The following is a 14,472-nucleotide window of genomic DNA, read 5'->3' as shown; positions in this document are numbered from 1 at the left end:
GCGCTTTCCGGCGTGCGCGCACCTCCTTCGCGCATCGTCGCTACCATCGCCGCATGACCGACGACCTGTTCCGCGCCGACGCCTACCTGCGCACCTGTGAAGCCCGCATCCTGCGCCTCGACGACACCGGCATCGTGCTGGACCGCACCGTGTTCTATCCGCTGGGCGGCGGGCAGGCCGGCGATGCCGGCGTGCTGGTGCTCGCCGACGGCCGCGAAATCGCCATCGCCGACACCCGCAAGGCCAAGGACGCCGAGGGCCAGCCGACCGCCGAGTTTGTCCACGTGCCCGCGCCCGACCAGGCCGAGCTGCTGGCCGCGCTGGCGCCCGGCGACACCGTCACCGCCCGCCTCGACTGGGAGCGCCGCCACCGGCTGATGCGCTTCCACACCGCGAGCCACCTGCTGTGCCACCTCGTGCCGGTGCCGGTGAACGGCTGCTCGATCACGCCCGAGTACGCGCGCATCGACTTCCACATCACCGACCCGCTCGACAAGGAAACGCTCACCGCCGGCCTCGCGAAGCTGGTCGAAGCCGCCCATCCGCTGACCGTGGGCGCCATCAGTGACGCCGAGCTCGACGCCAACCCCGCGCTGGTCAAGAGCATGAGCGTGCAGCCGCCGCGCGGCACGGGCACGGTGCGCACCATCCGCATCGGCGGCACGGGCGAAGACGGCGGCGCGCCGTCGATCGACTTCCAGCCCTGCGGCGGCACGCACGTGGCCAACACGGCGGAAATCGGCGCCATGGTCGTCACCAAGATCGAGAAGAAGAGCGCGACCACCCGGCGCGTGGTCCTCGGCTGGCCCGCGGCTTCCGCGGCCTGAGCCCCGGAAAGACGCGGCCCCCAGGAACTTCGCCCCGCCCTCTGGCTCCGACTGACCGGCATGATCCTTTCGCGCATCTCTCTCGCTCCCTTTCTGATAGCTACCGCCGCAGCCTGCATGCCGGCTGCGGCCCAGCTGGCCCCGAAGACCGGGGCCGTGGTCACCACCCCCCATGTGCGCGCCGAACTGGTCGCCCATGCGCCCGAAGGCGTGGCGCCCGGCGCGCCGGTCTGGGTCGGGCTGCAGATCACCCACCAGCCCGAGTGGCACACCTACTGGAAGAACGCCGGCGATTCGGGGCTTCCGACTGAACTGAAGTGGACGCTGCCCGCCGGCGTCTCGACCGGCGAGATCGCCTGGCCGGTGCCCAAGAAGATCCCGGTCGGCACGCTCGCCAACTACGGCTACGAGAACGCCGTGCTGCTGCCGGTGCCGCTCGAGGTCTCGACGCTCTACAAGCCCGACCTGGCGCTCACCGGCGGATCGCCCGTCATGGACATCAAGCTGCTGGCCTCCTGGCTGGTCTGCCGCAAGGAATGCATTCCTGAAGAGGGCGAGTTCACGCTCTCGCTGCCCACGCGCGGCTCGACCGCGCTGAACAAGGCGGCCTTCGACACCGCGCAGGCCGCGCAGCCGCAGCCGCTGGGCGCGCCCGGCACTATCGCCGTCGACGGCCAGCAGCTCAAGGTGCGCCTCGACGGCCTGCCCGCCGCGGCGCGCGGCAAGACGCTCGAGTTCTTCCCCGAAACGCCCGAGGTGATCCGCACCGCCGCCGTCTCCGGAAAGGACTGGACGCAGGCCTGGGACGGCGCGACCTGGACCGCCACGATACCGCTGGCCGACCAGCGCAGCGAGAGCCCCACCGTCATGCCGGTCGTGGTGGTGCTGGCCGAAGCCGATCGCCAGGCCGGCCAGCCCGTGGCCTGGCGCGCCGAAGCGCCGGTGTCGGGCACCTGGCCCGCCGCCGCGGCCGCGCCGCGCGCCGCCGAGGTGTCGCCCGCGCTGCAGGCGGCGCTGGCGGCCAACGCGGCACAGGCCGTTGCACCTGCTGCTCCAGCACAAGCCCAGCCCGCCGGCGCCTTCATGGTCGCCCTGCTCGGCGCGCTGCTCGGCGGCCTGCTGCTCAACCTCATGCCCTGCGTGTTCCCGATCCTCGCGATCAAGGTGCTGGGCTTCGCGCGGCAGGCGGGCAACGCCAGCGCGCATCGCAAGGCGGGCCTGGCCTACACGGGCGGCGTGATGCTGTCCTTCCTCGCACTGGGCGGCGCCATGCTCGCGCTGCGCGCGGCCGGCGCCCAGCTCGGCTGGGGGTTCCAGCTGCAGTCGCCCGCGGTGGTGGCGGCGCTGGCGGCGCTCTTCACCTTGCTCGGCCTGAACCTGGCGGGCGTGTTCGAGTTCGGCCGCGCGGCGCCGCAGTCGGTGTGCAGTGCGCAGGCCAAGCACCCGCTGGCCAACGACTTCCTCTCCGGCGTGCTGGCCGTGGTGATCGCCTCGCCCTGCACCGCGCCGTTCATGGGCGCCTCGCTGGGCTTTGCCATCGGCCTGCCGGCCACCCAGGCCCTGATGCTGTTCGCGGTGCTGGGCCTCGGCCTCGCCCTGCCCTACCTCGTGGCGGGCTTTGTGCCGGCCGTGGCGCGCCTGCTGCCCAAGCCGGGCCCGTGGATGCACACGTTGCGCCGCCTGCTCGCCTTCCCGATGTTCGCGACCGTCGCCTGGCTGGTCTGGGTGCTGGGCCAGCAAAGCGGCATCGACGGCGCGGGCACGCTGCTCGCGCTGCTGGTGTGCCTGGCCGCCGTGGTCTGGGCGTTCACGCTGCGCGGACGCACGCGGCTCGTCATCGCCACCGTGATGATCGCCTTCACCGCCGTGCTGGCCGGCGCCATCGGCCGCAACATCGTGCAGGTGCCCGAACCGACTGCGAAGCTGGCCTCGGCATCACCGAACGACGGCGAGCGTTGGCAGCCGTGGTCGGCCCAGCGCGTGAGCGACATGGCGACCGCGGGCCGCCCCGTCTTCATCGACTTCACCGCCGCCTGGTGCGTGACCTGCCAGTACAACAAGAAAAGCACGCTGGCCGACGCCGAGCTGCTCGCCGACTTCGACGCCAAGCAGGTCGCCATGCTGCGCGCCGACTGGACCCGGCGCGACCCCGCCATCACCGCCGCGCTCACCGCGCTGGGCCGCAGCGGCGTGCCGGTGTACGTGCTGCAGGCACCGGGCAAGGCGCCCGTGGTGTTGACCGAAATCCTCAGCAAGGACGAGGTGCGCGCCGCGTTGGCAGCGCTTTGAACGCCGATGCGGTGAATTGAAAAAAGATGACAACGCCGCTGTCATGGGTTGTCACACGCACTTGAAGAAACCGTTCTAAGCTGCAGTTGTTGTTTGGAATTTTGTTTTTGGAGTTCAAGCTGGCCATGACGCTTTCGCCCACTGTCGACTCACGCTCCCTTCGTGCCGCACGCCAGGCACGCGCCGCCCTCAGCCGCGCGTCCCGCCGCGCCGTCGTGGCCGCCGCCGTGGCGCTGGGCGCCACCTTCCTCATGGGCACCAACGCCTTTGCCGCGCCCGCCGTGGGCCAGCAGGCGCCCGATTTCGTCGCCGTCGACACGAGCGGCGCCAAGCACAAGCTGTCCGACTTCGCGGGCAAGTTCGTGGTGCTCGAATGGACCAACCCTGGCTGCCCCTTCGTGCGCAAGCACTACGGTAGCGGCAACATGCCGGCCACGCAGAAGGCGGCCACCGACAAGGGCGTGGTCTGGCTCGCGATCAACTCCACCGAACGCGCCGCCAGCGACTACCTGAAGGCCGACGCGCTCGACGCCTGGATGAAGTCGCAAAAGGCCGCACCCACCGCCGTGCTGATGGACGAAGACGGCGTCATCGGCCAGGTCTACGGCGCGCGCACCACGCCCCACATCTTCATCATCGATCCCAAGGGCATGCTGGTGTATGCCGGCGGCATCGACAGCATCGCCTCGGCGCGCGCCGACGACATCAAGACCGCCACCAACTACGTGAACCAGGCACTGGGTGAAGTGCTCGGCGGAAAACCGGTGTCGATGGCGAGCACGCGGCCGTACGGGTGTTCGATCAAGTACAAGAGTTGAGCGCGCGGGCGCTGCGCCCGCAGGGGACCTCGCGCCAAGCGAAGCGCAGGCAACCCCATCTCGCTTCCTCGATGACACGGACACGTTCCGTCCAGGCCTGAAACGGGCACGTCCATGCCCGGCCCCTCCCGCTTCGAACCCGTCGGCCGGTTCGTTCGGGCAGAAGCCAAATCGCCGCAAAAAGCGCATCATCGTCACTGACGAACCCACGGTGCGGACTGTTCGCGAGGCGAGCATGACAAGAAGGTTCAAGACGCTTTTCTGGGTCGGCGCTGGACTCGCCGTGGGGGGAACGCTTGCCGCGCTCGTGGCGAACGAGTTGAAGACCTCCCGGCTGCAATCGGCCCTGTGGCGCGACCTTGCCAGCGGTGCCAACTTCAGCGTCGGCGCCGGTGCCAGCGATGCCATCCGCTTTCCCCGCAACGGCCCCTACGACGAACGGCTGGGCTATCACCAGCTTCCCGGCTACATCGACCGCCTGAAGCCACAGGGCTATGCCGTCACCCGCCAGGCCCGCATGTCGCCGCGGCTGATCGAGTTGCAGGAACACGGGCTCTTTGCGCCCTACCGCGAGAAAAACCAGGCCGGCCTGACCGTGCGCGACTGCCGCCATGCGGCGCTGCTGCACACGCGTGTGCCCAAGCGCGCCTACGAGCGCTTCGAGGAGGTGCCGCCGCTGCTGGTGAGCGCCCTGCTGTTCGTCGAAGACCGCCACCTGCTGGACGCGCAGCCGCTGCAGCGCAACCCCGCGATCGATCCGGAACGCTTCGCGAAGGCAGCGCTCGAGCAGGCGCTGCGGGCGGTCGGCCTGGGCCAGTCGGCGACGGGTGGCAGCACGCTGGCCACCCAGCTCGAGAAGTACCGCCATTCGCCGCAGGGCCGCACCGGGTCGGTCGGCGAAAAGCTGCGCCAGATGGCATCGGCCTCGCTGCGCGCCTACCAGGACGGTGACGACACGCTGGCGCGGCGCCGCCAGATCGTCGTCGACTACCTCGACACCGTGCCGCTGGCCGCGCGCCCGGGCATGGGCGAGGTGCACGGCCTGGGCGATGGCCTGTGGGCCTGGTACGGACGCGACTTCGGTGAAGTCAACCGCCTGCTCGCCGACCACGCGGAAGAGGCGGCAGCGCCCACGGACGAAGCGCTCCGGCAGCAGGCCGAGGCCTTCAAGCAGGCGCTGTCGCTGATGATCGCGCAGCGCCGCCCGTCGCAGCACCTGCTCGGCGACGGCGCCGGCCTGGCCCGGCTGACCGACAGCTACCTGCGGCTGATGGCCGAGGCGGGCCTGATCACGCCCGCGCTGCGCGATGCGGCGCTGCCGCTGCCCTTGCACCTGCAGCCCCCGCTGCCACCCGCGCCCCGGCCCGACTTCGTGCAGCGCAAGGCCGCGAGCGCGCTGCGCACCCACATCGCCACGCTGCTCGACGTGCCGCGCGCCTACGACCTGGAGCGCCTCGACCTCGAGGCCGACACCAGCCTGGACGGCGAAGCGCAGGCGCTCGTGGCGCAGGTGCTGGCGGGCCTGCGGACGCCCGCCGCGGCGAAGGCGGCCGGGCTGTACGGAGCCCACCTGCTCGACCCGGGTGCCGACCCGAGCCCGCTGGTCTACAGCTTCACGCTGTTCGAGCGCAGTGCCGGGGCGAACCTGCTGCGCGTTCAGGCCGACAACATCGACCAGCCGTTCGACGTGAACCAGGGCGCGCGGCTGGACCTCGGCTCCACCGCCAAGCTGCGCACGCTGGTGAGCTACCTCGAGCTCGTGGCCGAGCTGCACGCGGGCTGGGCCGACTTGAGCACGGCCCAGTTGTCCGCGCTGGCGCCGAACCCGCGCGACCCGCTGGGCGCGTGGGCGCGGCAGTACCTCCTGCGCGCCAAGGATCGCAGCCTCATGCCGATGCTGGAGGCGGCCATGGAGCGGAAGTATTCGGCGAACCCGGGCGAGTCCTTCTTCACGGGCGGCGGCCTGCACCAGTTCGAAAACTTCGAGCGCTCGCGCAACAGCAGTTCGATGACGGTGCGGGAGGGCTTCAAGCATTCGGTCAACCTGGTGTTCATCCGCCTGATGCGCGACCTGGTGCGCCACCGCATGTTCGGCGGCGCGTCGGACGCCGAGCGCCTGCTGAAGGACCCTGCCGACCCGCGCCGGCGCGAAATGCTCGTGCGCTTTGCCGACCGCGAAGGCTCGGCCTTCCTCGTCCGCTTCCATCGCAAGTACCAGCGCCTGTCGGCCGCGGAGGCCGAAGCACTGCTGCTGCGCGGCCTGAGGCCGTCGGCGCCGCGCCTGGCGAGCGTGCTGTTCACCATCGAGCCCGAGGCCAGCGACGCACGGCTCGACGCGCTTCTGGTGCAGCGGCTGGGCCGCGGCGCCGACTCGCCGCGCGCACTGGGGGCGCTGCGCAGCACCTACGCCAACCTGTCGCTGGCCGATCGCGGCTACGTCGCGCGCGTGCATCCGCTGGAGCTCTGGCTGGTCGGCTTCCTGCGGACGCACCCCGGCGCCTCGCTGACCGAGGTGCTGGATGCCAGTGCGAGCGAACGCCAGGAGGTCTACGCCTGGCTCTTCAAGACGCGCCACAAGGGCGCGCAGGACAAGCGCGTGCGCGAGCTGATCGAGCTCGACGCCTTCGCGCAGATTCATCGTTCGTGGCAGCGCGTGGGCTACCCCTTCGCATCGCTGACGCCGTCGTATGCGAGCGCGATCGGCGCGTCGGGCGACCGGCCGGCCGCGCTGGCGGAGCTGATGGGCATCATCGCGAACGACGGCGTGCGGCTGCCCACGCAACGGGTCGGTGCACTGCACTTCGGGCGCGACACGCCCTACGAGACACGGCTCGAGCCGCACAACGCGAGCGCCGAAAGGGTGCTGCCCACCGAGGTGACCGCGACGCTGCAGCGCGCGCTGGTCGGGGTGGTGAACGATGGCACGGCGCGGCGGTTGAAGGGCGCGCTCACGGACGAGAACGGCCGGGCCCTCGAGATCGGCGGCAAGACTGGCACCGGCGACCATCGCTACGAGCAAACCGGCCGCGGCGGACGGGTGATCTCGCAGCGCAAGATCGACCGCTCGGCCACCTTCGTGTTCATGATCGGCGACCGCTACTTCGGCACCATCATGGCCTACGTGCACGAGCCCTATGCGGCTCGCTACCGGTTCACCAGCGCGCTGCCGACCCAGCTGCTGAAGTCGCTGGGGCCGCAGCTGCTGCCCGTGCTCCAGCGCAGCGGGTGCGGGGGAGATTGACAGGACGCATTGACAGCTACCTGACTCCTCTCGTCAGCTCCCGGTCAGGAACCCCGACCTACCCTTGGGCCCACAACATCGCCCCAGGGGACACACCATGACTTCCGCGCCTGCCCACGCGCAGACCTCCTCGAAATTCGCCACCGTCCTGCGCGTGACCGGCGGCAACTTCATGGAGATGTTCGACTTCTTCCTGTTCGGCTTCTACGCCACGCAGATCTCGAAGGCCTTCTTCCCCGCGGGCAACGAGTTCGCGTCGCTGATGCTGACCTTCATGACCTTCGGCGCAGGCTTCCTGATGCGGCCGCTGGGCGCCATCTTTCTCGGCGCGTACGTCGACCGCGTGGGCCGCCGCCAGGGCCTGATCGTCACGCTCGCGCTGATGGCCGTCGGCACCTTGCTGATCGCCTGCGTGCCGAGCTACGCGACCATCGGCGTCATCGCGCCGCTGCTGGTGCTGGTCGGCCGGCTGCTGCAGGGCTTCTCGGCGGGCGTGGAACTGGGCGGCGTGTCGGTGTACCTCTCGGAGATGGCCACGCCGGGCCGGAAGGGCTTCTACGTGAGTTGGCAGTCGGCCAGTCAACAGGTGGCCATCGTCGTGGCCGCCGCGCTCGGCTACTGGCTCAACGTGACCTTCACCTCACAGGAGATCGGCGACTTCTACTGGCGCATTCCCTTCTTCGTCGGCTGCCTGATCGTGCCGGTGCTGTTCATCATTCGCCGCTCGCTGCAGGAGACCGAGGAGTTCATGGCGCGCAAGCACCGCCCCGACGCGCGCGAGATCTTCCGCTCGATGGTGGCCAACTGGGGCCTCGTCGTCGCCGGGATGATGCTGGTGTCGATGACCACCGTGTCGTTCTACCTGATCACCGTCTACACGCCCACCTTCGGCAAGGCCGTGCTGCACCTGAGCACCACCGACGCGCTGATCGTCACGCTGTGCGTGGCCATCTCGAACTTCATCTGGCTGCCGATCATGGGCTCGCTGTCGGACCGCGTGGGGCGCAAGCCGCTGCTCATCCTGTTCACCGTGCTGACCATCCTCACGGCCTACCCGTCGCTCAAGTGGCTGGTTGGTGCGCCGAGCTTCGCGCGCATGCTCGAGGTGGAGCTGTGGCTGTCGTTCCTGTATGCCAGCTACAACGGCGCGATGGTGGTGGCGCTCACCGAGGTGATGCCGGTCAGCGTGCGCACCGCCGGCTTTTCGCTGGCCTACAGCCTTGCCACGGCGCTGTTCGGCGGCTTCACGCCGGCCATTGCCACAGGGCTGATCGAGATGACGGGCGACAAGGGCGCGCCGGGCCTGTGGATGACGGCCGCCGCAGCCTGCGGCCTGATCGCCACGCTGGTGCTGTACCGCCGCGACGTCGACCCGGCCGACGCGGGCCGCGTGCCCGTCGTCTGAACCGCGAGCTCCTGGCCCGCGGGGGCCCTGCGACAATCGGGCCATGCCTTTCGCCCCTTTGCAAAACGACACCTTCCTGCTGGCCTGCTGGCGCCAGGCCACCGATCACACGCCCGTCTGGCTCATGCGCCAGGCCGGCCGCTACCTCCCTGAATACGTTGCCACGCGCGCCAAGGCCGGCAGCTTCATGGGGCTGGCCACCAACACCGACTACGCCACCGAGGTCACGCTGCAGCCGCTGGCGCGCTACCCGCTCGACGCCGCCATCCTGTTCTCGGACATCCTCACGGTGCCCGACGCGATGGGCCTGGGTCTGTCGTTCGAGGCCGGCGAAGGCCCGCGCTTTGCGCGCCCGGTGCGCGACGAAGCGGCCGTGGCTGCGCTCGAAGTGCCCGACCTGAACAAGCTGCGCTACGTGTTCGACGCCGTGGGCTCGATCCGCAAGGCGCTCAACGGCCGCGTGCCGCTGATCGGTTTCTCGGGCAGCCCGTGGACGCTGGCCTGCTACATGGTCGAAGGCGCGGGCTCGAGCGACTACCGCCTCGTCAAAAGCATGCTGTACGGCCGCCCCGACCTGATGCACCGCATCCTCGCGGTCAATGCCGATTCGGTGGCCGCCTACCTCAACGCGCAGATCGACGCCGGCGCGCAGGCCGTGATGATCTTCGACAGCTGGGGTGGCGTGCTGGCCGACGGCGCGTTCCACGAATTCAGCCTGGCCTACACCGCACGCGTGCTCGCCGGCCTGAAGCGCAACGGCCCCGACGGCCAGCCGGTGCCGCGCCTCGTGTTCACCAAGGGCGGCGGCCTGTGGCTGGGCGCCATGCGCGCGCTCGACTGCGAAGTGCTCGGCGTCGACTGGACCGTGAACCTCGCGGCCGCGCGCCGCCTGGTGGCCGAAGGTGCCGAGGACAAGGCCAAGGCGATCCAGGGCAACATCGACCCGAACGTGCTGTTCGCCCCGCCGGCGGCCATCGAGGCCGAGGTCGGCAAGGTGCTGCAGGCTTTCGGCAAGCCCCACACCGACCGCACCACGGCGGGCCCGACGCACATCTTCAACCTGGGCCACGGCATCAGCCAGTTCACGCCGCCCGACCACGTGTCGGCGCTGGTTCAGGCGGTGCACGACCAGTCGCGCGCGCTGCGCGCCTGAAGTTGACAACTGTAATCTGCCGACCGTTCGGTTGGCAGACTCAGCGCCCCCTAAAAGCCAGTCGACCGGCGTTTGTCAAGCCCTAAAACGGCCCCGGACGCCCGACTTATGCACAAAACGCGTGTTGCACTGCGCAAGATTATCTGAGGGGGCATTGGTTCTGCTCCTAAACCAATAGCGACGCTAAGTGGTTGATTTATATAGGTTTTGATTTTTGCTTTTTTTACAGGCATTCCAGCGGAAGCCTTGAAAATCAAGGCTTCGGCGGCCATCCAGCCGTCTTGTCAACAAAGTTATCCACAGAAACTCTGGATGACCGCCAAAGCACTGTGAAATCAACAACTTAAGCGGTCTTGCTCCAAAACGCATTAACAAACCTTGCCAAAAAGGACGCCAAGCCCCTCCGCCGAATCGCCGCCCGCAGACGGCGCGCCACCGGTCACACACGTCTCTTTTCCCTGGCGGCTCGACATCGCGGTGCAGACGCCCGCGCATGCCGCACTCGGTGACCTGCTGAGCTACGCCGGCGCCGAGCCGCTGGTGCCGGGCACGCTGGTGCGGGTGCCGCTGGGCAAGCGCGAGGTGCTGGGCGTGGTCTGGAACGAGCCGACCTCGCTGGACGGCGCCGAGCCCGACATGGCGCTCAAACCCGTGGGCGCGGCGCTCGACGCGCTGGCGCCGCTGGGCGAGGCCTGGCGCGACCTCGTGGCTTTTGCCGGGCGCTACTACCAGCGCTCGATTGGCGAGATCGCGCTGGCCGCCCTGCCGCCGCAGCTGCGCGACCTGAGCACGACGCAGCTGGCGCGCCGCCTCAAGCGCAAGACCACCACCGGGCCAGTGGCCGAGACGGCCGAATCCGCGAACCTGATCGCACTGAGCGAAGAGCAGGCGGCCGCGCTGACCCGCATCGAGGCCGAGAGCGGCACCTTCCTGCTGGTGGGCAGCACGGGCAGCGGCAAGACCGAGGTCTACCTGCGCTGTGTGGCCGACCTGCTCGCACGCGACCCCGAGGCGCAGGCGCTGGTGATGGTGCCCGAGATCAACCTCACGCCGCAGCTCGAAGCCCGCTTCAAGGCCCGCTTCGGCGACGAGGCGGTGGTGTCGCTGCACAGCGGCATGACCAACCCGCAGCGGCTCGCGAGCTGGCTGGCGGCGCATGGCGGCGCGGCGCGCATCGTGCTGGGCACGCGCATGGCGGTGTTCGCGTCGATCCCGGGGCTCAAGCTCATCGTGGTCGACGAAGAGCACGACCCCAGCTACAAGCAGCAGGAAGGCGCGCGCTACTCGGCACGCGACCTCGCCGTGTGGCGCGGCCAGCGCGAAAAAGCCAAGGTGATCCTGGGCTCGGCCACGCCCTCGCTCGAAAGCTGGCACCAGAGCCGGCCGCCCGAGGGCGACGACCCGGGCGGGCGCTATGTGCGGCTGGCCATGCCTTCGCGCATCGGCGCGGGCGCGCTGCCGGCGGTGCGGCTCGTGGACATGAATCTGCAGCCGCCGAAGACGGTGATTTCGGGCGCGCTGCTCGACGCCATCGGCCAGCGCATCGCGCGCGGCGAGCAGAGCATGATCTTCCTGAACCGGCGCGGCTATGCGCCGGTGCTGGCCTGCGGCGACTGCGGCTGGAAGAGCGAGTGCCCGCACTGCAGCGCCTACCGCGTGTTCCACAAGATCGACCGCACGCTGCGCTGCCACCACTGCGGTTTCACCGAGCGCGTGCCGCGCGCCTGCCCGGCCTGCGGCAACCCCGACATCGCGCCCGTGGGCCGCGGCACCGAGCGACTCGAAGAACACCTGGCCGAGCTGTTCGCCGGCGTGAAGCATGCCGACGGCAGCGCGGTGCGCATCGCGCGCATCGACGCCGACAGCACCAAGAAACAGGGTGCGCTCGAATCGCAACTCGCGGCCGTGCATGCGGGCGAGGTCGACGTGCTCGTCGGCACGCAGATGATCGCCAAGGGCCACGACTTCCGCCGCATCACGCTGGTCGCCGCGGTGAACCCCGACGGCGCGCTCTTTTCCAGCGACTTCCGCGCGCCCGAGCGCTTGTTCAGCCTCTTGATGCAATCGGCCGGCCGCGCGGGCCGCGATGCCGCCTACCTCGCGGCGCAAGGCACCAAGGCCGAGATGTGGATCCAGACGCACCACGCGCCGCATCCGCTGTTCGCGGCGCTGCGCCGGCACGACTACGAGGCCTTCGCCAAGCAGCAGCTCGAAGAGCGCCAGGCCGCCGCCATGCCGCCCTTCGCGTTCCAGGCGCTGCTGCGCGCCGACGCGCGCGAGCAGGCCGTGGCGCAGGGCTTCCTGAATCTGGCGGCCGACAAGGCCGAGGCGCTGCCCGGCGCCGACCTGGTGACGCGCTACCCGGCGGTGCCGCTGGCGATCCAGCGCGTGGCGAACGTGGAGCGCGCGCAGATGCTCATCGAAAGCCCGTCACGCGCCGCGCTGCAGCGCCTGCTGGCCGCCTGGCAGCCGCTGCTGCACGAGCTGCGGCGCACACCCGAGGGCAAGGGCGTGATCCGCTGGCTGGTGGACGTGGACCCGCACAGCATCTGAGCGAAGCGCGAAGGCGCCTGCGTTTCAGCGCGGGCGCAGGATGCGGTTGCGCAGGCCTTCGGGTTTGCGCAGCAAGGGCGCGTCGGGGCCGCTGGCGGCACTCTTGGCGAGGCGACCGCCGGGCACGGCAGGGCAAACGCCCGTGACTTGGTGCGAGAGCGCGGCGGCCAGGCGCGCCTCCGCCGGATCGCCGAGCGCATGGCCGAAATCGTCGGGCATGGCGCAGGTGGGTGCGAGACCGTCCGGGTAGTCGCCGAACCCCTTGGCGTTCACGCCCTGGAACTGCACGCTGAAGTAGGTGGTGCCGCAGTTGTCCTGGGGATAGAAGCCGTAAGGTTTGCCGCAGGTGGTGCCACCGATCTGGACCACGTCGATGTCGATGCCGCGCAGGCCGTTGATGAACGCCTCGCTGGCCGAGCAGGTGTCGGGCCCCGTGAGCACGTAGACGCGCCGCAGGTCGAGACTGGGCAGCGGCTGGGGCGGGTCGATGGGAGCAAGGAAGCCCAGGGTCGTGGCCCAGAACGGCGTGGGCAGGAGCGGGTCGCCGGTCACCGGATCGCGCTCCGTGTGCTTGTTGTTGAACCGCACGGTCTCGAAGGTCTTGCCGCGCGTCTTCGTCTCGCCGGCGACCATGAAGGCCAGTTGGCTGGCCATGTCCAGGTAGCCGCCACCGTTGTAGCGCAGATCGACGACCAGCTCGGTGGCCTGCTGCGCGCGCAGCCACTCCATGGCTGTCTTCAGTTGCAGCTCCGCGGGTCCGATGTGGTCGTTGAACTGCAGGTAGCCGACCTTGCGGCCCTCGTTCGGGAGGATCTTGACGTTCTGGACAGGCATCGAGGTCACGGCGGTGGCCGTCAGCGTGACTTCGCGCTCGATGCCGCTGACGACATCGCGAACGATAAAGACCGTGCGCGTCCCCGGCGCGGCGGGAGCAAGCCCCGCGTTGAGGATGTCGATGCCTGCGTCCGTGTTGTCGTTCACGAAATCGATGCCATTGACCTTGAGCACCTGGTCGCCGCGCCGCAGACCGACACCCGGCACGGATGCGGGAGAGTCGGGCTCCACATAGGCCACGAGCAGATCGCGTGGCGGGCGGTCGGCGAAAAATGCCCACTGCGCACCGTATCCGACGGACGAGCCGGCGCGCGAGAGCGCATCCCACTCCTCGGTGGTATAGGTGAAATGGAACTGATCCTTGTCCCTGCCCGACGGCGTCACGGCGTGGGTCTTGAGCACGTCGAAATAGTCAGCCGTGGCGTAGCGCGCGGGGTCCAGGTCCGGCACCTCGTCGTACCAGAGGTAGGTGTCGTTGGTCCACGCGCGCAGCCAGTTGTTCTCGTCGAGCGTGCGGCCAGCCTTGTCGGCGAAGGGCTTGCCGTCGTAGCCGGTGCCGGTGCGCGGTGCCGCGCAGCGGTCCTTGTAGAGGCTCGCGGTGCGGAACACGCCTTCGACCCAGGGCGCGTCGCGCAAGGCATCGCCGTCATCGGGCGCATCGGGCGGTGCCGTGGGTGGGGTGGTGGGAGGCGTGGCGTCGGTGCCGCTGTTCGGCCAGAAGCTGACGGCCGAGCCCCCGTCTCCCCCGCCGCCGCAGGCGACGAGCACGGCCATCGGAACGGACAGCAACAGAAGACGGGCGAAACGCAAACGCAGAGGAAAAAGAGACACGGCGAAGTTCCTGGAGGGCGGTAAGGCGCCGCCATCCTAGGAAGCTCTGCGTCGTTGCGCATTGGACCAAAGTCCTATGCGCAGCCCGAACGCGCCGCGTCGATCGTCAGTGGTAGCCGGTGGGCTCCTTGCCCATGTCGACGTAGCGCAGCTCGTTGTGCCGTCGCCGCGCGACGCTGTTCGGCCACGCGAACACGACGAGGCTCAGCGCGGCCAGCGCGAGCGCGGCGGCGGTGCCGAGCGTGCCGGCATGCCAGAACCAGCCCACCGCAGCGAGCCAAGCCAACCACATCAGGATGCGAACCAGTATTGCCATCGCGCGCCCCACTTGGATCTCACACTTGCACCATTCACACCTTGGACTCGGAACCACTGTAGCAGTGCAAGTGCATACGCAAGCATTCATCTGAAGAGATAACGCACGGTATGCCTTTAGACATGCCCTGGGATTACCCCGAAATAATCTGCAAAAAGAGTTGACGGTACCCCGCGCCTTGCACAAGCTGTGCCTGTGCGGTTCC

General features: G+C 69.4%; 9 protein-coding genes. 7 read left to right on the top strand and 2 right to left on the bottom strand.

The window, feature by feature from the left end:
• Positions 1–53 precede the first annotated feature (53 nt).
• The 7 genes from IG196_RS02015 (at position 54) to priA (ending at position 12,286) form a co-directional block, all read left to right on the top strand.
• Positions 54–827, top strand: coding sequence for an alanyl-tRNA editing protein (locus tag IG196_RS02015; RefSeq protein ID WP_101490168.1), 774 nt, complete (start codon positions 54–56; stop codon positions 825–827).
• A 60-nt stretch (positions 828–887) separates the two neighbouring features.
• The gene (locus tag IG196_RS02010; protein ID WP_192194773.1) at positions 888–3,116 is read left to right on the top strand and encodes a protein-disulfide reductase DsbD family protein; all 2,229 of its coding nucleotides are present in this window, start codon (positions 888–890) and stop codon (positions 3,114–3,116) included.
• Positions 3,117–3,241: 125 nt separating this feature from the next.
• Positions 3,242–3,934 (top strand): thioredoxin family protein, encoded by a 693-nt coding sequence (locus tag IG196_RS02005; protein ID WP_192194772.1) that lies wholly within the window; start codon positions 3,242–3,244, stop codon positions 3,932–3,934.
• A 235-nt stretch (positions 3,935–4,169) separates the two neighbouring features.
• Complete coding sequence (locus IG196_RS02000; protein WP_192194770.1) at positions 4,170–7,175, top strand: transglycosylase domain-containing protein; 3,006 nt, start codon at positions 4,170–4,172, stop codon at positions 7,173–7,175.
• 97 nt (positions 7,176–7,272) lie between these two features.
• Positions 7,273–8,580, top strand: a complete 1,308-nt coding sequence (locus IG196_RS01995; protein ID WP_192194768.1) for an MFS transporter — start codon at positions 7,273–7,275, stop codon at positions 8,578–8,580.
• A gap of 43 nt (positions 8,581–8,623) precedes the next feature.
• Complete coding sequence (hemE, locus tag IG196_RS01990; RefSeq protein WP_192194766.1) at positions 8,624–9,733, top strand: uroporphyrinogen decarboxylase; 1,110 nt, start codon at positions 8,624–8,626, stop codon at positions 9,731–9,733.
• Between the two features lie 477 nt (positions 9,734–10,210).
• Positions 10,211–12,286 carry a primosomal protein N' gene (priA, locus tag IG196_RS01985; RefSeq protein ID WP_192194765.1) on the top strand — a complete coding sequence of 692 codons (2,076 nt, stop codon included), beginning with the start codon at positions 10,211–10,213 and terminating at the stop codon, positions 12,284–12,286.
• 24 nt (positions 12,287–12,310) lie between these two features.
• Here priA and IG196_RS01980 read toward each other — a convergent pair whose 3' ends face one another.
• Positions 12,311–13,894: a S41 family peptidase gene (locus IG196_RS01980; protein ID WP_192194763.1), complete on the bottom strand. Its 1,584-nt coding sequence runs from the start codon at positions 13,892–13,894 to the stop codon at positions 12,311–12,313.
• A 163-nt stretch (positions 13,895–14,057) separates the two neighbouring features.
• Positions 14,058–14,267 (bottom strand): hypothetical protein, encoded by a 210-nt coding sequence (locus IG196_RS01975; RefSeq protein ID WP_192194761.1) that lies wholly within the window; start codon positions 14,265–14,267, stop codon positions 14,058–14,060.
• Positions 14,268–14,472 lie beyond the last annotated feature (205 nt).

Source organism: Variovorax sp. 38R, assembly GCF_014843395.1.
In the GTDB taxonomy this organism is placed as follows: Bacteria; Pseudomonadota; Gammaproteobacteria; order Burkholderiales; family Burkholderiaceae_C; genus Variovorax; species Variovorax paradoxus_H.
Note: the sequence above shows the minus strand (reverse complement) of the source record. Positions and strands in the feature narration are given on the sequence as shown.